This window comes from Streptomyces mirabilis, from assembly GCF_039503195.1.
GTDB classification, from domain to species: domain Bacteria; phylum Actinomycetota; class Actinomycetes; order Streptomycetales; family Streptomycetaceae; genus Streptomyces; species Streptomyces mirabilis_D.
In genome coordinates this window covers 2,738,885-2,755,396 of the sequence record NZ_JBCJKP010000001.1, presented here as the reverse complement: position 1 = coordinate 2,755,396, position 16,512 = coordinate 2,738,885, and the positions used below count along the sequence as shown (strand labels likewise).

The window sequence follows — 16,512 nt, the reverse complement described above, 5'->3', positions numbered from 1 at the left end:
GAGTCTCCAGTTCATTCGCGGTACGAGCGGTACGAGCCGTGCGGAAGCTCATGTGACGTTCGGCCGGACTTACTTGGCGGGACTTACTTGACCGCGCGCAGCGCGTTGACGATCCCGGCTCCGTAGAAGCCGTTCACGTGCTTGCCGCCCGCGCAGGTGGCGTCCACGACGCCGTCGCCGTTCCCGTCGTAGGGGGCGGTCGGGCAACCCGGGTTGTCCGCCTCGGCCTTGAGGAGCGCCTGGAGCTGGGCCGGCGAGGCCCAGGGGTACTTGGACTTCAGCAGCGCGGCCACGCCCGCGACATGCGGCGTCGCCATCGACGTGCCCTGCAGGAAGCCGTACTGGTTGTTCGGCATCGTCGACAGGATGCGGCCGTTCTTCGACGGCGTGTCCGGGATCTGGTACTTGTCGCCGCCCGGCGCGGCGACGTCGATGACGCCCTTGCCGTAACTGGAGAAGTACGACTTGGCACCGGTGACGCCGGTCGAGGCGACCGTGACGACGCCGGGCAGCTGGGTCGGTACGTCGAAGCACTTGTGCGGGTCGACCGTGCGGGTCACGGCGGTCGAGTCGTCGGGGCTGGAGGCGTCGACGAGGGCGTTCGAGTCGAGGTCGTCGTTGGAGTTGCCCGCCGCGGCGACGTTGAGGGTGCCCTTCTTCTGGGCGTACAGCTGGGCCCGGTTGACGGCGTCGACGATGGCCCTCTGGTCGGGGTCGTCGAGGCAGTTGTAGAGCCACGGGTCCACGTAGTAGCTGTTGTTGGTGATCTCCACGCCGTGGTCGGCGGCGAAGACGAAGGCGCAGACGACGCTCTCGGGGTAGAAGAGCTGGCTCGCGTCCGGCTCGGCCACGGTGATGCCCGAGACCTTCACACCGGGCGCGACGCCCGCGACCCCGATGCCGTTGCGGGCGGCGGCGATCTCCCCCGCGACATGGGTGCCGTGGTAGTGGTCGGCGTCCACGGGGCGCCACGCGCCGTACGTGGTGTCCGGCTTGCCCCCCACGCAGTTCGCGGACTGCGAGGGGGAGAAGTTCGGGGCGATGTCCGGGTGGGTGTCGTCGACGCCGACGTCGATCACGGCGACGGTCACGCTCTTGCTGCCCGGGTTGGTCTTGGCGGCCTTGTCGGCGCCGATCGCGCGCAGGTCCCACTGGTCGGCTTCCAGGGGCTCCTCGCCCGCGGCGGCGGTCCTGGAGACCTTGGCGGCCTCGGTGGCGGACAGCATCTGCGCCGCGCCCTCGTCCGTCGTCCCCGCGGCCGTCAGCGGCGCGGTCCGGGTCGCGCCCGCCGACTGCACCCCGCGCACGGCGCGGATCCGCTGGCCGAAGTCCGGGTTGGCGGAATGGACGACGATCACGCCGATCTTCTCGTAGGCGATGACGACGGTGCCGCCCGCCGCGGAGATGGCCTTCTCCACCGACTCGATGGTGCGGTGGTCCGTCCTGGTATTGACCACGTACGCGAGGTTGGGGCCGTCCGCGCTCGTCGTGGCGGACTCGGTCAGCGGGGCGGCCGACGCGGCGCCCGGCAGGAAACCGAGCGAGGCGGTGAGGGACAGGACGACCGGCACCGCGAGGGCGAGGCGGCGTCTGGAACGCAGATGAGCCATGGGATCTCCACATCATCCGGAAACGAAAGCCGCCCGAACACAGGTGGTGCTCGGGCAGGTGCGTGAGGGTGCTGAGGCTGGTGCGGGTAGCGCTTCGGCAGGTGCATGACGACTACTGCAGGCCGAAGCTATCTCCCGTCCGAGCTGGCCAGCAATGACTTCCGGAGATGACTTCCGAAAGAAGTCGGGGGAGTTGAACCGGTCCACGCGTGGCGCCGTGACCTTGAGCAGGGAGCCCGAGGACGATCGAGCCCCCTGTTGGGATCACGTACCGGAGCGAATCCATCGCTCCCGGTTACGTGATTCAGGTCACTGTGAGGTCGCAACCGTATGTCCGCACCCCAGCCGTCCCCGTCCGCGAGCCCCGACTCGCCCCCGTCCACCGTCGTAACCGCACCCGCAACGCGAGGAGACTTCGTGGCTACCGACGCACCGCCCCCTTCGAAGGCCGATCCCCGGCTGCCCTCGACCGAGCAGTTCGTCGAGGTGCAGGAGAGCGCCGAGTTCGCCGAACTGCGCCGCTCGCACCGCTCCTTCGCCTTCCCGCTGACCGTCGCCTTCATCGCCTGGTACCTGCTGTACGTCCTGCTCTCGAACTACGCGGGCGACTTCATGGGCACCCAGGTGGTCGGCAACATCAACGTCGCCCTGGTCCTCGGGCTCGCCCAGTTCCTCACCACGTTCCTCATCGCCTGGTGGTACTCGCGGTACGCCGCCGCGAAGCTCGACCCCAAGGGCGAGGCCATCAAGTCCCGGCTGGAGGGCGACGCATGAGCCCCGTACAGACGACCGTGCTCGCCGCCGGTGAGGCCAGTCAGCACCGGCCGCTGATCATCACCCTCTTCGCGGTGTTCGTCGCCGCGACCCTCGTCATCACCGTCTGGGCGGGCCGCCAGACCAAGGACGCCGCCGACTTCTACGCGGGCGGACGACAGTTCACCGCCTTCCAGAACGGCCTGGCCGTCTCCGGCGACTACATGTCCGCGGCCTCGTTCCTCGGCATCGCGGGCGCGATCGCCCTCTTCGGGTACGACGGCTTCCTCTACTCCATCGGCTTCCTGGTCGCCTGGCTGGTGGCCCTCCTCCTGGTCGCCGAGCCGCTGCGCAACTCCGGCCGCTACACCATGGGCGACGTCCTGGCGTACCGGATGCGCCAGCGCCCGGTCCGTACGGCCGCGGGCACCTCCACCATCGTCGTGTCGATCTTCTACCTGCTGGCCCAGATGGCCGGCGCGGGCGTCCTGGTCTCGCTGCTTCTCGGCATCACCAGCGACAGCGGCAAGATCGGCATCGTCGCCCTCGTCGGCGTCCTGATGATCGTCTACGTCACCATCGGCGGCATGAAGGGCACCACCTGGGTCCAGATGGTCAAGGCCGTCCTGCTGATCATCGGCGCCCTGCTGCTCACCTTCCTGGTGCTGCTGAAGTTCAACTTCAACCTCTCCGACCTGCTCGGCAAGGCCGCCGACAACAGCGGCAAGGGCGCGCCTTTCCTGGAGCCCGGCCTCAAGTACGGCGCCACGTCCACCACCAAGCTGGACTTCATCTCCCTGGGCATGGCGCTGGTCCTGGGCACCGCGGGCCTGCCGCACATCCTCATCCGCTTCTACACCGTGCCCACGGCGAAGACCGCGCGGAAGTCGGTGAACTGGGCGATCGGCCTCATCGGCGCCTTCTACCTGATGACCCTCGCCCTCGGCTTCGGCGCCGCCGCGCTGATCAAACCCGACGAGATCATCGCCTCCAACAAGGCGGGCAACACCGCCGCGCCGCTCCTGGCACTGCACCTGGGAGGCGTCGACTCCAACTGGGGCGCCATCCTGCTCGCCTCCATCTCCGCCGTCGCCTTCGCCACGATCCTCGCCGTCGTCGCCGGCCTGACGCTGGCCTCGTCCTCCTCGTTCGCGCACGACATCTACGCGAACGTCATCAAGAGGGGGCAGGCCACGGAGAAACAGGAGATGACCGCCGCCCGCTACGCGACGGTCGGCATCGGCGCCGTGTCCATCCTGCTGGGCGCCCTCGCCCGCGACCTGAACGTCGCCGGTCTGGTCGCGCTCGCCTTCGCGGTCGCCGCCTCCGCCAACCTGCCGACGATCCTCTACAGCCTCTTCTGGAAGCGGTTCACCACCCAGGGCGCGCTGTGGTCGATCTACGGCGGTCTGGTCACGGCGGTCGGACTGGTGCTGTTCTCGCCGGTGGTCTCGGGCAAGCCCGCCTCGATGTTCCCCGACGTCGACTTCCACTGGTTCCCGCTGGAGAACCCGGGCCTCATCTCGATCCCGGTCGGCTTCCTGCTGGGCTGGCTCGGCACGCTCCTGTCCAAGGAGGAGCCGGACGCCGGCAAGTACGCCGAGCTGGAGGTGCGGTCCCTGACGGGCACCGGAGCACACTGATCCCCCTCGCCGACGGCCGCGTCGTAGATCCCTACGACGCGGCCGCGCCGCGTCTCGTGGGATCCGGCCGGGGTTGATGTCAGTCACGTCACGTAGGCTCGACGTGTCGAGTAGAAGTGATCCGCAACGAGGGAGGGGGCCCACGTGCTCATCGACACCTACGGCCGCGTGGCCACCGACCTGCGCGTCTCACTGACGGACAGGTGCAATCTCCGGTGTACGTACTGCATGCCCGAAGAGGGCCTGCAGTGGCTGGCCAAGCCCGACCTCCTCACGGACGACGAGATCGTCCGTCTCATCGAGATAGCGGTCGCCCGCCTCGGCATCACCGAGGTCCGCTTCACCGGCGGCGAACCCCTGCTGCGCCCCGGCATCGTGGGCATCGTGGAGCGGGTCGCCGCACTCGAACCCCGCCCCCAGATGTCCCTGACGACCAACGGCATCGGTCTCAGACGCACCGCCGCCGCCCTGAAGACCGCGGGCCTGGACCGGGTGAACGTCTCGCTGGACACCCTGCGCCCCGATGTCTTCAAGGCCCTCACCCGCCGAGACCGCCACCAGGACGTCATCGCGGGCCTCGAAGCGGCGCGCGACGCCGGCCTGACCCCGGTCAAGGTCAACTGCGTCCTGATGCCGGGCCTCAATGACGACGAGGCCCCCGACCTGCTGGCCTGGGCCGTGGAGCACGACTACGAGCTGCGCTTCATCGAGCAGATGCCCCTGGACGCCCAGCACGGCTGGAAGCGCGAGGGCATGGTCACCGCGGGCGACATCCTCGCCTCGCTGCGGACGCGCTTCGCGCTCACCGAGGAGAGCGTCGACGAGCGGGGTTCGGCCCCGGCCGAGCGCTGGCTCGTGGACGGCGGCCCGCACCGCGTCGGCGTGATCGCCTCGGTCACCCGCCCGTTCTGCGCGGCCTGCGACCGTACGCGCCTGACGGCCGACGGCCAGATACGCAACTGTCTGTTCGCCACCGAGGAGACCGACCTGCGCACCGCCCTCCGCTCGGACGCCCCCGACGAGGAGATCGCCCGCATCTGGCGCCTCGCGATGTGGGGCAAGAAGGCGGGCTCGGGCCTGGACGACCCGTCGTTCCTCCAGCCGACCAGACCGATGTCCGCGATCGGCGGCTGAGAGCGCGCCCCTTCAGGGGCGCGGGGCTGTGTGACACATGCGGCTCCGCCGCGTGGGCGCGACAAGCCACGGGCGACCCGCACTTCCCGAACCGCTCAGCCCTCCGGCTCCTCCCAGTCCTCCAGCCGCACCACGTCCTTCAAGAAGCCCCGCACATCGAGGAACGTGGACAGGTGCTCGCGGTGCTCCTCGCAGGCGAGCCACGTCTTGCGCCGATCGGGCGTGTGCAGCTTCGGGTTGTTCCAGGCGAGCACCCACACGGCATCGGTGCGGCAGCCCTTGGCGGAGCACTGCGGAGTGCTGGGGGCCGGGGACATGTCGGGGAGCGGGAAAGTCACGCCTCAACCCTAAACGGCCCCGAAAAGGCGACGCCGAGCAGCCACGGGGGGAGCTGCCCGGCGTCGGTCTGTCGCTCCGACGGGGGATGCGGAGCGCGTACGAAGTATGTCACGGCTAGCCCGCCGCCCGGCACCGGAACAACATGATTGATCTGAGCTTTTCTTGAGCTTGGTGCGCGATCGGATTCCGTTTTCGGCGGATCCCCCGTGGTCAGGTGAGGGTCGAGTCGGGCTCGGCCCGCTCGTGCGGGCCGCCTCCCGGACGCACCCCGGGGTCGGTCACGACGTCCTCCGGGACGGATTCCGCGGAGGCGTCCGGGCGCGGCGGCGCGATCATCGCGGGGCCGGGCACGTTGACGAACGTCGACGGCAGCGACGGCGCGTTCTCCCGTCCTGCGTTGGCGATCACCACGGAGATGTAGGGGAGGAGTATGCCGAGCACCAGTGCGACGATGGCGACGTGCCGCTCCACGTTCCAGAGGGTCGCGGCGAGGATCACGGAGACCGTGCGGACGGACATCGAGATGACGTAGCGGCGCTGCCTGCCGCGGACGTCCTCGTCGAGCCCCTGCCTGGCCCCGGTGATCCGGAAGACCTGGCTTTTGCTCTGCTTCCGCATCACGTTCCACCACCTGCTCTGTGTCGGACTCTCCCCGGCCCGTACCCGGTCCGAACCCGGTCTGGGAAGCAGGCCCGAACACGTCCCACGTTACGCCGCGGCTGCGTCGCCTTCGAGACCGGGGCGGGTCCGTCCTGAGGGGACATGATGCGCCGTACCGCGTACGGCCGCGCCCGACATGCGCCGTATGGCGCACACGCCGAGACTGGGCGTAATGCTCACGTAGAGCCGTACTAGGAGGCAGACATGGGCTGGTTGTGGGCGATCATCGTGGGCTTCGTGCTGGGCCTGCTGGCCAAGGCGATCCTTCCGGGCAAGCAGCACAGCCCACTGTGGCTGACCACCATCTTCGGCATCCTCGGAGCCATCGTCGGCAACGCGATCGCCCGGGCGGTCGGCGTCGCCGAGACCCCAGGCATCGACTGGAGCCGCCACGCCTTCCAGCTCGTGGCCGCCATCATCATCGTCTTCCTCGGCGACATGGCGTACATGGCGCTGCGGGGCAACAGGCAGAAAGCCTGACGGGCGGGTACGAAGCCCGGTCGATCAGGTACGACGAAGGGGCGGTCTCCGCACGGGAAACCGCCCCTCATGGTGTCCGGGCCTCGGCGACCCGTGTCCAGGCCTCGAGGACTCGTGTCTAGGCCTCTGCGACCTCCACCGCCGCCAGGTTCTTCTTGCCCCGGCGCAGTACCAGCCAGCGACCGTGCAGCAGGTCCTCCTTGGCGGGGACCGCGTCCTCGGCGGTGACCTTGACGTTGTTCACGTAGGCACCGCCCTCCTTGACCGTGCGGCGCGCGGCCGACTTGCTGGCCACCAGGCCGACCTCCGCGAAGAGGTCCACCACCGGGCCGAGCTCGGCGACCTGGATGTGCGGCACCTCGGAGAGCGCCGCGGCCAGCGTCCTCCCGTCGAGCCCGGACAGCTCGCCCTGGCCGAAGAGAGCCTTGGACGCGGCGATCACCGCGGTCGTCTGGTCGGCGCCGTGCACCAGCGTGGTCAGTTCCTCGGCCAGCGCGCGCTGGGCGGCGCGGGCCTGGGGGCGCTCCTCGGTCTGCTGCTCCAGCTCTTCCAGTTCCTCGCGGGACTTGAAGGACAGGATCCGCAGGTACGTCGAGACGTCGCGGTCGTCCACGTTCAACCAGAACTGGTAGAACGCGTACGGCGTCGTCATCTCGGGGTCGAGCCAGATGGCGCCGCCCTCGGTCTTGCCGAACTTGGTGCCGTCCGCCTTGGTCATCAGCGGTGTCGCCAGCGCGTGCACGTTGGCGTGCGGCTCCAGGCGGTGGATCAGGTCCAGGCCCGCGGTGAGGTTGCCCCACTGGTCGCTGCCGCCCTGCTGCAACGTACAGCCGTGGCGCCGGTACAGCTCCAGGAAGTCCATGCCCTGCAACAGCTGGTAGCTGAACTCCGTGTAGCTGATGCCTTCCTCGGACTCCAGGCGCCGGGCCACGGAGTCCTTGGTCAGCATCTTGTTGACGCGGAAGTGCTTGCCGATGTCCCGCAGGAACTCGATGGCCGACAGGCCGGCCGTCCAGTCCAGGTTGTTCACCATGACCGCGGCGTTCTCGCCCTCGAAGGACAGGAACGGCTCGATCTGCGAGCGCAGGCGCGTCACCCAGTTCGCGACCGTCTCCGGGTCGTTCAGCGTGCGCTCGGCGGTCGGGCGCGGGTCACCGATCTGGCCCGTCGCGCCGCCGACCAGGGCCAGCGGGCGCAGGCCCGCCTGCTGGAGGCGACGCATGGTGAGGACCTGCACCAGGTGCCCCACGTGCAGACTGGCCGCGGTCGGGTCGAAGCCGCAATAGAACGTGACGGGACCGTCCGCGAGCGCCTTGCGCAAAGCATCTTCGTCGGTGGACAGGGCGAACAGCCCCCGCCACTTCAGCTCGTCGACGATGTCCGTCACGGTTCTCGTATCTCCTTGGGTGGTCTCGTGAATCAGGTACGAGGTTATACGCCCTGGCTGACAGAGCTCATATTGAAGTCGGGCACCCTCAGCGCGGGCATCGCAGCCCTAGTGAACCAGTCGCTCCACTCACGGGGCAGCGTCTTTTCCGTGCGCCCGGCCTCCGTGGCCCGCGACAGCAGGTCCACCGGCGACTCGTTGAACCGGAAGTTGTTCACCTCGCCGACGACCTGGCCGTTCTCGACGAGGTAGACGCCGTCCCGGGTCAGTCCCGTGAGCAGCAGCGTCGCCGGGTCGACCTCGCGGATGTACCAGAGGCAGGTCAGCAGCAGACCGCGCTCGGTGGCGGCGACCATCTCCTCCAGGGAGCGGTCCTCGCCGCCGTCCAGGATCAGGTTGCCGATGATCGGGGCGACGGGCAGCCCGGTGAGGCCCGCGCTGTGCCGGGTGGTGGACAGACGGGTCAGCGTGCCCTCGCGCACCCAGTCCGTCGCCGACAGCGGCAGCCCGTTGTCGAACACGGAGGCGTCGTCGCCCGAGGAGTGCGTGAGCACGAAGGGCGCAGACTCGAGCCCCGGCTCGTTGGGGTCGCTGCGCAGGGTCAGCGGCAGCTCGGTGAGCTTCTCGCCGACGCGGGTGCCGCCGCCGGGCTTGCTGAAGACGGTCCGGCCCTCGGCCGCGTCCCGGGCCGCCGCCGACCACATCTGGTAGATCAGCAGGTCCGCGACGGCGGTCGGCGGCAGCAGCGTCTCGTAGCGGCCGGCGGGCAGCTCGACGCGCCGCTCGGCCCAACCGAGCCGGGTCGCGAGCTCGGCGTCGAGGGAGGCAGGGTCGACGTCCTTGAAGTCCCGCGTGGACCGCCCGGCCCACGCCGAGCGCGTCCGGTCGGGCGACTTGGCGTTGAGTTCCAGCGTCCCGTTCGGCTGGTCGTGGCGCAGGCGCAGCCCCGTCGACGTACCGAGATAGCTGGAGACGAGTTCGTGGTTGGCGAAGCCGTACAGTTCGCGCCCGCCTGCCCGAGCGCGGGCGAAGGACTCGCCGAGCGCCGGGGCGAAGTCGGTGAAGACGGCGGAGGAGGTCTCGGTGGGCGCGTCGGTGAAGTCAGGGGACTCCGGTACGCCGGTGACCAGCGGCTGGGCGTCCTCGGCGGGCCCCGCGCCGCGTGCCGCCGCCTCCGCGGCCCGCACCAGGGGTTCCAGCTCGTCCGCGGTCACGGCCGAGCGCGAGACGACCCCGGAGGCCGTGCCCTCACGGCCGTCGACGGTCGCGATGACGGTCAGGGTGCGCCCGCGCGTGACCCCGTTCGTGGTCAGCGCGTTGCCGGCCCAGCGCAGGTTGGCGGTCGAGTGCTCGTCGGCGATCACGACGCAGCCGTCGGCGCGGGAGAGTTCGAGGGCGCGCTCGACGACCTCGTGCGGCTTGTTCGTACGGGCGCTCATCGACCGGCCTCCTGCGTCGTGTTGAGGATATTGACCCCCTGGAAGAGAGCCGACGGGCAGCCGTGCGAGACCGCCGCGACCTGGCCCGGCTGGGCCTTGCCGCAGTTGAAGGCACCGCCCAGGACGTACGTCCCCGGACCACCCACCGCGGCCATCGAACCCCAGAAGTCGGTGGTCGTGGCCTGGTACGCGACATCCCGCAGCTGCCCGGTGATCCGGCCGTTCTCGATCTTGAAGAACCGCTGGCCGGTGAATTGGAAGTTGTACCTCTGCATGTCGATGGACCAGGACCGGTCACCGACGACGTAGATGCCGCGGTCCACACCCCCGATCAGGTCCTCGGTCGAGTGCCCCGCGGGGTCCGGCTGGAGCGAGACGTTGGCCATGCGCTGTACGGGCACATGCCCGGGGGAGTCGGCGTAGGCGCACCCGTTGGAGCGGTCGAAGCCGGTGAGCTTCGCGATCCGCCGGTCGAGCTGGTAGCCGACGAGGGTGCCGTCCTTCACGAGGTCCCAGGACTGCCCCTCGACGCCCTCGTCGTCGTACCCGATGGTCGCGAGGCCGTGTTCGGCGGTGCGGTCACCGGTGACGTTCATCCGCTCGGAGCCGTACCTCAGCTTGCCGAGCTGGTCGAAGGTGGCGAAGGAGGTGCCGGCGTACGCCGCCTCGTAGCCCAGCGCGCGGTCCAGCTCGGTGGCGTGGCCGATGGACTCGTGGATCGTCAGCCACAGGTTGGAGGGGTCGACGACCAGGTCGTACAGCCCCGCCTGGACGCTGGGTGCCCGCATCTTCTCGGCGAGCAGCTCCGGGATCCGCGCGAGCTCGGACTCCCAGTCCCAGCCGGTGCCCGTCAGGTACTCCCAGCCGCGTCCGACCGGCGGCGCGATGGTGCGCATGGAGTCGAACTCGCCGCTGGACTCGTCGACGGCGACCGCGGTGAGCTGCGGGTGCAGACGTACCCGCTGCTGGGTGGTCACGGTCCCGGCGGTGTCGGCGTAGAACTTGTTCTCGTGGACGGTCAGCAACGAGGCGTCGACGTGGTTGACGCCGTCGGCCGCGAGCAGCCGCGCGCTCCAGTCCGCGAGCAGCCCGGCCTTCTCCTCGTCCGGCACGGAGAAGGGGTCGATGTCGTACGACGAGATCCACGTCTTCTCGGCGTGCACCGGCTCGTCCGCCAGCTCCACACGTTCGTCGGAACCCGCCGCCCTGATCACCTGGGCCGAGAGCTTCGCCATCGCCACGGCCTGCGACGCGACCTTCGCGGCCGCGTCCATCGTCAGATCCACACCCGACGCGAACCCCCAGGTCCCGCCGTGCACCACCCGCACCGCGTACCCCAGGTCCGTGGTGTCCGACGATCCGGCGGGCTTGGCGTCCCGCAGCCGCCAGGACGCGCTGCGCACCCGCTCGAACCGGAAGTCCGCGTGCTCGGCCCCCAGTGCCCGCGCCCGCGCGAGCGCGGCGTCGGCCAGGGCCCGCAGCGGCAGTGCCGTGAAGGCTTCGTCGATGGAATGAGGCACGGAGGTCTCCCTGCTGTCGTGGCCTGTCGGGTCCGATCATGTCGCGCGGGCGGGTCCGTGGGCCACATCTTTCCCTCCGCGCATCGAGGCTTTCTGTAGGGATCCGACAGTGAGTCCCCCGCGCCACTGTCGGTGCCCGATTCTCCGGGAGGCGTAGGGGACCGATAGGTTTCCAAGGAAGGCGCCTGTCTTGCAGGGGTTTCAGACAGCTATCGAAAGGGTGATCCGTTGAGCCGCTCGGTTCTCGTCACCGGAGGCAACCGGGGCATCGGCCTCGCCATCGCCCGCGCTTTCGCCGATGCCGGCGACAAGGTCGCGATCACATACCGCTCGGGTGAGCCGCCGGCCGCCCTCACCGCATTGGGCTGCCTCGCCGTCAAGTGCGACATCACCGACACGGAACAGGTGGAGCAGGCCTACAAGGAGATCGAGGCCGAGCACGGTCCCGTCGAGATCCTGGTCGCCAACGCGGGCGTCACCAAGGACCAGCTTCTGATGCGGATGTCCGAGGAGGACTTCACCTCCGTCCTCGACACCAACCTGACCGGCGCCTTCCGGGTCGTCAAGCGTGCCAACCGTGGGATGCTCCGTGCCAAGAAGGGGCGGGTCGTCCTCATTTCGTCGGTCGTGGGGCTGCTCGGCTCCGCGGGGCAGTCGAACTACGCCGCCTCCAAGGCCGCCCTTGTCGGCTTCGCGCGTTCACTCGCCCGCGAACTCGGCTCGCGCAACATCACCTTCAACGTCGTCGCGCCCGGTTTCGTCGACACCGACATGACCAAGGCGCTCACCGACGAGCAGCGTGCGGGCATCGTCGCCCAGGTGCCGCTCGGCCGGTACGCGCAGCCCGAGGAGATCGCCGCGACGGTGCGGTTCCTCGCCTCGGACGACGCCTCGTACATCACTGGAGCCGTCATTCCGGTTGACGGCGGACTGGGAATGGGTCACTGATCACCATGAGCGGAATCCTCGAGGGCAAGCGCGTCCTGATCACCGGTGTGCTGATGGAGTCCTCCATCGCCTTCCACACCGCCAAGCTGGCCCAGGAGCAGGGCGCGGAGATCATCCTGACCGCGTTCCCGCGGCCCACCCTGACCGAGCGCATCGCCAGGAAGCTCCCCAAGCCCACCAAGGTCATCGAGCTCGACGTGACCAACGACGAGCACCTGGCGCGTCTCGCCGACGTCGTCGGTGAGGAGCTGGGCGGCCTCGACGGCGTCGTGCACTCCATCGGCTTCGCGCCGCAGGACGCCCTCGGCGGCAACTTCCTCAACACCCCCTTCGAGTCGGTCGCCACGGCCATGCACGTCTCGGCGTTCTCCCTGAAGTCGCTGACCATGGCCTGCCTGCCGCTGATGCAGAACGGCGGCTCGGTCGTCGGCCTCACCTTCGACGCGCAGTACGCGTGGCCGCAGTACGACTGGATGGGCCCGGCCAAGGCCGCCCTGGAGTCCGTGAACCGCTACCTCGCCCGCGACCTGGGCAAGCAGAACGTGCGTTCCAACCTGATCTCGGCGGGCCCGATCGGCTCCATGGCCGCCAAGTCCATCCCGGGCTTCGGCGAGCTCGCCTCCGTCTGGGACACCCGGGCGCCCCTCGAGTGGGACCTCAAGGACCCGGAGCCGGCCGGCCGCGGTGTCGTGGCGCTGCTGAGCGACTGGTTCCCGAAGACCACCGGCGAGATCATCCACGTGGACGGCGGACTGCACGCCATCGGCGCCTGATTTCCCCCATCCGGCCGACGCCCCGATTCCCGCAACGCGGGGAGCGGGGCGTCGCCCGTTCGGCCTAGTCGGCCGGGCGTCCCAGGCATCGCACCGCGCACGCTGGAACTACGCACCGCCCCGCAGCCGTACGGCCGAGGAGGTCCCCCTTGTGCGCCTGTCCCGCCGTTTTGCCCCGGTGTTCGCCGCTGTCGCCTTCATGATGGTTCTGCCGTACGACGCGGTGCCCCACACGCGCGTAGTGCACGGAAAACTCCCCGTCCCCCAGCCTTTCGGCGCCGAGTGTCGCACCACCGTCCAGGGTTCGCACGTGACCGCGTACTGCCACAACCCCTACCCGGAGACCGACCGGGTCGCCCTGCACATCGAGTGCGACCGCTGGTGGGACATCGACACCGACACCGACCCGGTCGACGCGGGCCCCGCGATGACGGTCCGGCTGACCGGCCGCTGCTGGGAGGAGGTCCGGTCGGCGTGGGTCAGTCACCAGAGGTGACCGTGTTCGTCAGCTGTCGGAGGCCAGGGGCCTGAGCCGTCCCGGACGGCACTGGAACGGATAGCCCCCGGCTTCCGCGCCCGCCGCCTCCGCGTCCCCCGCGCGGATCGCGTCGACGAGCCGCGCGTGGTCCATGTACGTCTCCGGCGTCAGCTTCCCGCCGACGTCCTCGCGCAGCCAGTCGCGCAGCACCTCGCCCAGATCCGCGTACATCGCCGTCATGACGTCGTTGTGGGACGCGGCCACCACCGCCAGGTGGAAGGTCGCGTCGGCGGCGACGAAGGCCTCCGCGTCTCCCGACTCCCAGGCCTCCTCCCGCCGCACGAGCAGGGCGTCGAGCTGCTTCAGATCGCGCTCGGTGCGCCGCTCGGCGGCCAGCTTCGCCGCGCTCGACTCCAGCGTGGCGCGCAGCTCGGCGATGTGCCGCGGATCGGCGTCGGCGAAGCGCCGGTGCATCACGCCCGCGAGCTCGCTGGTCGCCACGACATAGGTGCCCGAGCCCTGGCGGATGTCGAGCAGACCGTTGTGGGCCAGTGCGCGGACGGCCTCGCGGACGGTGTTACGGGCGACGCCCAGCTGGTCGACGAGCTCCGGCTCGGTGGGGATGCGGGAGCCGACCGGCCACTCGCCCGAAGTGATCTGGTTCCGCAGCTCGGCGATGACCTGCTCGGACAGCGCCGAACGGCGGGGGTGGCTCAGCGGCATGACGGTCCTTCGTACGGGCCCGGTGTGATCGTTCGCGCGGGGCCGGGGAATCCGGAGATTAACGCAAGGCGATTGGACAGCCAATCATCCCATGATTCTATGATGGGCCTCATGGTGAGCGAGGAGACCGGGACGACGACGTCCACACCCATACGCGGTTCCGCCGAGAGCGCGGACCCCCGATCGCACCCCCCGCGCGCGTGGGCGACGCGGCTCGTGACGGTCGGCATCGTCCTCACGGCCCTCAACCTGCGCCCCGCCATCACCAGCTTCGGAGCACTCCTGGAGGACGTGCGCGACGGGCTCGGCATGAGCGGCAGCGTCGCCGGACTGCTCACCTCCGTACCCCCGCTCTGCTTCGCCGTCTTCGGCGTCATGGCGCCGCGCCTCGCCCGCCGTTTCGGACCCGGCGCGGTCGTCTGCGCCGGAATGGTCGCCATCACGGCAGGGCTCGCGATCCGGCCCTACACCGGGAGCGCGGTCGGCTTCCTGGCCGCCAGCGCCCTCGCACTAATGGGCATCGCCGTCAGCAACGTCCTGATGCCGGTGATCGTCAAACGATGGTTCCCGGACCGGGTCGGCTCCATGACCGGCCTCTACTCGATGGCGCTCGCCCTGGGCACCTCGGCCGCGGCGGCGGTGACCGTGCCCGTGACCGACGCCCTGGGCGGCGGCTGGCAGTCGGGCCTCGCGGTGTGGGCGGGCCTGGCGGCGGCCGCCGTACTGCCGTGGATCGGGCTGGTTCGCGCACCGGGCGCCGATGCCCGCGACGGCGAGCGGACACGGGCGGCAGACCCCGCCCCGCGGGAAACCGACGGACTGCGCATCACCCGCAGCCGGACCGCCTGGGCGCTCGCCGTCTTCTTCGGACTCCAGGCCACCGCCGCGTACATCACGATGGGCTGGATGGCGCAGATCTTCCGCGACGCGGGCGTCTCCGCGGGCACCGCGGGCCTGCTCCTCGCCGTCACGATGGTGATGGGCGTGCCCCTGGCCTTCGTCATCCCGCGCCTCGCCACCCGCATGCCCCACCAGGGGCCGATCGTGGTCGCGCTCGGTGTCTGCGGCCTCGCGGGATACGCGGGCCTCTACCTCGCCCCGGCGGGCGGAGCCTGGGCCTGGGCGCTCCTGCTCGGCGTCTCCAACTGCGCCTTCCCGCTGGCCCTCACCATGGTCGGCATGCGGGCCAGGACCGGCGCGGGCGTCGCCCAGTTGTCGGCGTTCGCGCAGAGCACCGGGTATCTGATCTCGATCCCCGGACCCCTCCTCGTGGGCGTGCTCTACCAGCACAGCGGCGGCTGGGGGCTGCCGATCGCGCTCATGGCCGCCCTGATGATCCCGCAGATCGCGGTGGGCGTCCTGGCCGGCCGGGACCGCACGGTGGAGGACGAGGCCGCGCCCGGCCGCCGCGCCTGAGACCCCCCGAGGCCGGAGCTGGGGACGAAGGGTGCGAGACTGGCCGTATGGCGCTCGACCCGAACCCCCAGAACGGCCAGAAGAAGCTGCTGCTCGTGCTCGGCGCGATGCTGGCCATCACCGTGATCATCGGCATCATCGCCTCGATCGCCTCACCCTGACCGCCGCCGCGGGCCCCCTGGGACGCCGATGGTGGGGCTAGCCCCCCTGTCCCCTAGGGGGTGAGTGTCAGGGTCAAGTGGGTGGATCACCGGATGGGTTGTCGGCCCGGGAATCCGTACCTTCGAGTTGTGGCCGCGAGGACGCGGCCCACGGAGCACTCGAGGCCCCACGGAGGCGGCATGTCGGCCCGTACGCACACCCGGCCCCACCCGGCGACCCCGGGCGGCGTGGACATCCGGCTGCCCTGGTGGGCCCTCGCCCTGCCCGCCCTCGCCTTCGTCGCCCTGCTCCTGCTGATACTGAACCCGGCGGACGCGCACGCCGCGGGCGGCGACCCCGCGATCACCCACCTCTTCGAGCGCGTCCAGCAGACGGTGCTGCACCAGACCCCCTGAGCACGCCCGGGAGAGCAGGTCAACTCTCAGCGCCGCGTGGCGTGTTTCATGCGAAGCTGGGACCCATGAGCGTCGCAGAACCCCGCAGGATTGTCCTCTTCCGGCATGCGAAAGCCGACTGGCCACAGGTGTCCGACCACGAGCGGCCGCTCGCTGACCGGGGCCGTAAGGACGCCGCCGTCGCCGGACGCAAGCTGGCCGACACCGGGATCCCTTTCGATATGGCCCTCTGCTCCACGGCGACCCGCACCCGGGAAACCTGGAAGCTCGCCGTCCACGAGCTCCCGCACCGGCCGAAAACCGTCTATGAGGAGCGGCTCTACGAGGCCTCGCCCGGCGAGCTGATCGCCGTACTCAACGAGACCCCGGACGACGCGCACAACGTGGTCCTGATCGGCCACAACCCCGGTATCCAGGGACTCACCGAGGTGCTGGCCGGACAGGCCGAGGGCGACACCCGCGCCCGGATGGCCGCCCACGGCTTCCACACGGGCGCCTTCGCCGTGCTCTCCGTCGAGGGCTCCTGGAAATCCCTGGAGCCCGGAGTGTGCACGCTGACCGACTACTGGGCGCCGACCGAGTAACCCACCGACAGGGACGGGGGCCCGGCACCGGTACGGTGCCGGGCCCCCGTCGACGTATGTCCGGGCCC

General features: G+C 70.1%; 18 protein-coding genes. 11 read left to right on the top strand and 7 right to left on the bottom strand.

Translation table 11 applies throughout. The features are described 5' to 3' along the window. Positions 1-83 precede the first annotated feature (83 nt). The gene (locus AAFF41_RS13135; RefSeq protein WP_319748084.1) at positions 84-1,610 is read right to left on the bottom strand and encodes a S8 family serine peptidase; all 1,527 of its coding nucleotides are present in this window, start codon (positions 1,608-1,610) and stop codon (positions 84-86) included. A 417-nt stretch (positions 1,611-2,027) separates the two neighbouring features. Here AAFF41_RS13135 and AAFF41_RS13130 point away from each other — a divergent pair, with 417 nt between their 5' ends. The 3 genes from AAFF41_RS13130 (at position 2,028) to moaA (ending at position 5,140) form a co-directional block, all read left to right on the top strand. Then, entirely contained in the window at positions 2,028-2,384 is a 357-nt protein-coding gene (locus tag AAFF41_RS13130) for a DUF485 domain-containing protein (RefSeq protein WP_054232238.1), read from the top strand. Next, positions 2,381-4,006 carry a solute symporter family protein gene (locus AAFF41_RS13125; RefSeq protein WP_319748082.1) on the top strand — a complete coding sequence of 542 codons (1,626 nt, stop codon included), beginning with the start codon at positions 2,381-2,383 and terminating at the stop codon, positions 4,004-4,006. The genes AAFF41_RS13130 and AAFF41_RS13125 overlap by 4 nt, the downstream gene beginning before the upstream one ends. A 144-nt stretch (positions 4,007-4,150) precedes the next feature. Then, positions 4,151-5,140 carry a GTP 3',8-cyclase MoaA gene (gene moaA, locus AAFF41_RS13120; RefSeq protein ID WP_319748080.1) on the top strand — a complete coding sequence of 330 codons (990 nt, stop codon included), beginning with the start codon at positions 4,151-4,153 and terminating at the stop codon, positions 5,138-5,140. 95 nt (positions 5,141-5,235) lie between these two features. Here moaA and AAFF41_RS13115 read toward each other — a convergent pair whose 3' ends face one another. After that, positions 5,236-5,457: a hypothetical protein gene (locus tag AAFF41_RS13115; RefSeq protein ID WP_319748367.1), complete on the bottom strand. Its 222-nt coding sequence runs from the start codon at positions 5,455-5,457 to the stop codon at positions 5,236-5,238. A gap of 232 nt (positions 5,458-5,689) precedes the next feature. Next, positions 5,690-6,097, bottom strand: a complete 408-nt coding sequence (locus AAFF41_RS13110) for a DUF3099 domain-containing protein (protein WP_079090396.1) — start codon at positions 6,095-6,097, stop codon at positions 5,690-5,692. Between the two features lie 246 nt (positions 6,098-6,343). On the opposite strand from AAFF41_RS13110, the gene AAFF41_RS13105 reads away from it, so the two are divergent. Continuing rightward, positions 6,344-6,619, top strand: a complete 276-nt coding sequence (locus AAFF41_RS13105) for a GlsB/YeaQ/YmgE family stress response membrane protein (protein WP_319748078.1) — start codon at positions 6,344-6,346, stop codon at positions 6,617-6,619. A 118-nt stretch (positions 6,620-6,737) separates the two neighbouring features. Here the strand turns inward: AAFF41_RS13105 and tyrS are convergent, their stop codons facing one another. Genes tyrS through AAFF41_RS13090 form a run of 3 tightly spaced genes read right to left on the bottom strand, consistent with a single transcriptional unit; the run spans position 6,738 to position 10,965 of the window. Next, a complete protein-coding gene (gene tyrS, locus AAFF41_RS13100) occupies positions 6,738-8,006 on the bottom strand; it encodes a tyrosine--tRNA ligase (RefSeq protein WP_319748076.1) in 1,269 nt (422 codons plus the stop codon). 44 nt (positions 8,007-8,050) lie between these two features. Beyond that, on the bottom strand, positions 8,051-9,445 hold the full coding sequence (locus AAFF41_RS13095; protein WP_099923415.1) for a metallopeptidase TldD-related protein: 1,395 nt from the start codon (positions 9,443-9,445) through the stop codon (positions 8,051-8,053). Beyond that, positions 9,442-10,965 carry a TldD/PmbA family protein gene (locus AAFF41_RS13090; protein WP_319748074.1) on the bottom strand — a complete coding sequence of 508 codons (1,524 nt, stop codon included), beginning with the start codon at positions 10,963-10,965 and terminating at the stop codon, positions 9,442-9,444. The genes AAFF41_RS13095 and AAFF41_RS13090 overlap by 4 nt, the downstream gene beginning before the upstream one ends. 228 nt (positions 10,966-11,193) lie before the next feature. Here AAFF41_RS13090 and fabG point away from each other — a divergent pair, with 228 nt between their 5' ends. The 3 genes from fabG to AAFF41_RS13075 all read left to right on the top strand — a co-directional run bounded on the left by fabG (position 11,194) and on the right by AAFF41_RS13075 (position 13,182). After that, entirely contained in the window at positions 11,194-11,913 is a 720-nt protein-coding gene (fabG, locus tag AAFF41_RS13085; protein WP_075026117.1) for a 3-oxoacyl-[acyl-carrier-protein] reductase, read from the top strand. Positions 11,914-11,918: 5 nt separating this feature from the next. Continuing rightward, complete coding sequence (gene fabI / locus AAFF41_RS13080) at positions 11,919-12,686, top strand: enoyl-ACP reductase FabI (RefSeq protein ID WP_168490335.1); 768 nt, start codon at positions 11,919-11,921, stop codon at positions 12,684-12,686. A gap of 151 nt (positions 12,687-12,837) precedes the next feature. Beyond that, a complete protein-coding gene (locus AAFF41_RS13075) occupies positions 12,838-13,182 on the top strand; it encodes a hypothetical protein (RefSeq protein ID WP_097284111.1) in 345 nt (114 codons plus the stop codon). Between the two features lie 9 nt (positions 13,183-13,191). Here the strand turns inward: AAFF41_RS13075 and AAFF41_RS13070 are convergent, their stop codons facing one another. Then, the gene (locus AAFF41_RS13070) at positions 13,192-13,887 is read right to left on the bottom strand and encodes a FadR/GntR family transcriptional regulator (RefSeq protein ID WP_075026115.1); all 696 of its coding nucleotides are present in this window, start codon (positions 13,885-13,887) and stop codon (positions 13,192-13,194) included. A gap of 99 nt (positions 13,888-13,986) precedes the next feature. Between AAFF41_RS13070 and AAFF41_RS13065 the strand changes: the two genes are divergently transcribed. The 4 genes from AAFF41_RS13065 to AAFF41_RS13050 all read left to right on the top strand — a co-directional run bounded on the left by AAFF41_RS13065 (position 13,987) and on the right by AAFF41_RS13050 (position 16,444). Beyond that, entirely contained in the window at positions 13,987-15,303 is a 1,317-nt protein-coding gene (locus tag AAFF41_RS13065) for a CynX/NimT family MFS transporter (protein WP_319748072.1), read from the top strand. Positions 15,304-15,350: 47 nt separating this feature from the next. After that, a complete protein-coding gene (locus AAFF41_RS13060) occupies positions 15,351-15,464 on the top strand; it encodes an SGM_5486 family transporter-associated protein (RefSeq protein WP_097284109.1) in 114 nt (37 codons plus the stop codon). A gap of 180 nt (positions 15,465-15,644) precedes the next feature. Beyond that, positions 15,645-15,860, top strand: coding sequence for a hypothetical protein (locus AAFF41_RS13055; protein ID WP_054232224.1), 216 nt, complete (start codon positions 15,645-15,647; stop codon positions 15,858-15,860). A gap of 65 nt (positions 15,861-15,925) precedes the next feature. Next, entirely contained in the window at positions 15,926-16,444 is a 519-nt protein-coding gene (locus AAFF41_RS13050) for a SixA phosphatase family protein (protein WP_054232223.1), read from the top strand. Positions 16,445-16,512 lie beyond the last annotated feature (68 nt).

Coding starts and splice junctions, on each gene's coding strand:
- AAFF41_RS13135 (WP_319748084.1), bottom strand. CDS start 1,610: ATGGCTCATCTGCGTTCCAGACGCCGCCTCGCCCTCGCGGTGCCGGTC.
- AAFF41_RS13125 (WP_319748082.1), top strand. CDS start 2,381: ATGAGCCCCGTACAGACGACCGTGCTCGCCGCCGGTGAGGCCAGTCAG.
- AAFF41_RS13115 (WP_319748367.1), bottom strand. CDS start 5,457: ATGTCCCCGGCCCCCAGCACTCCGCAGTGCTCCGCCAAGGGCTGCCGC.
- AAFF41_RS13110 (WP_079090396.1), bottom strand. CDS start 6,097: ATGCGGAAGCAGAGCAAAAGCCAGGTCTTCCGGATCACCGGGGCCAGG.
- AAFF41_RS13105 (WP_319748078.1), top strand. CDS start 6,344: ATGGGCTGGTTGTGGGCGATCATCGTGGGCTTCGTGCTGGGCCTGCTG.
- AAFF41_RS13095 (WP_099923415.1), bottom strand. CDS start 9,445: ATGAGCGCCCGTACGAACAAGCCGCACGAGGTCGTCGAGCGCGCCCTC.
- fabI (WP_168490335.1), top strand. CDS start 11,919: ATGAGCGGAATCCTCGAGGGCAAGCGCGTCCTGATCACCGGTGTGCTG.
- AAFF41_RS13070 (WP_075026115.1), bottom strand. CDS start 13,887: ATGCCGCTGAGCCACCCCCGCCGTTCGGCGCTGTCCGAGCAGGTCATC.
- AAFF41_RS13065 (WP_319748072.1), top strand. CDS start 13,987: ATGATGGGCCTCATGGTGAGCGAGGAGACCGGGACGACGACGTCCACA.
- AAFF41_RS13060 (WP_097284109.1), top strand. CDS start 15,351: ATGGCGCTCGACCCGAACCCCCAGAACGGCCAGAAGAAGCTGCTGCTC.
- AAFF41_RS13055 (WP_054232224.1), top strand. CDS start 15,645: ATGTCGGCCCGTACGCACACCCGGCCCCACCCGGCGACCCCGGGCGGC.
- AAFF41_RS13050 (WP_054232223.1), top strand. CDS start 15,926: ATGAGCGTCGCAGAACCCCGCAGGATTGTCCTCTTCCGGCATGCGAAA.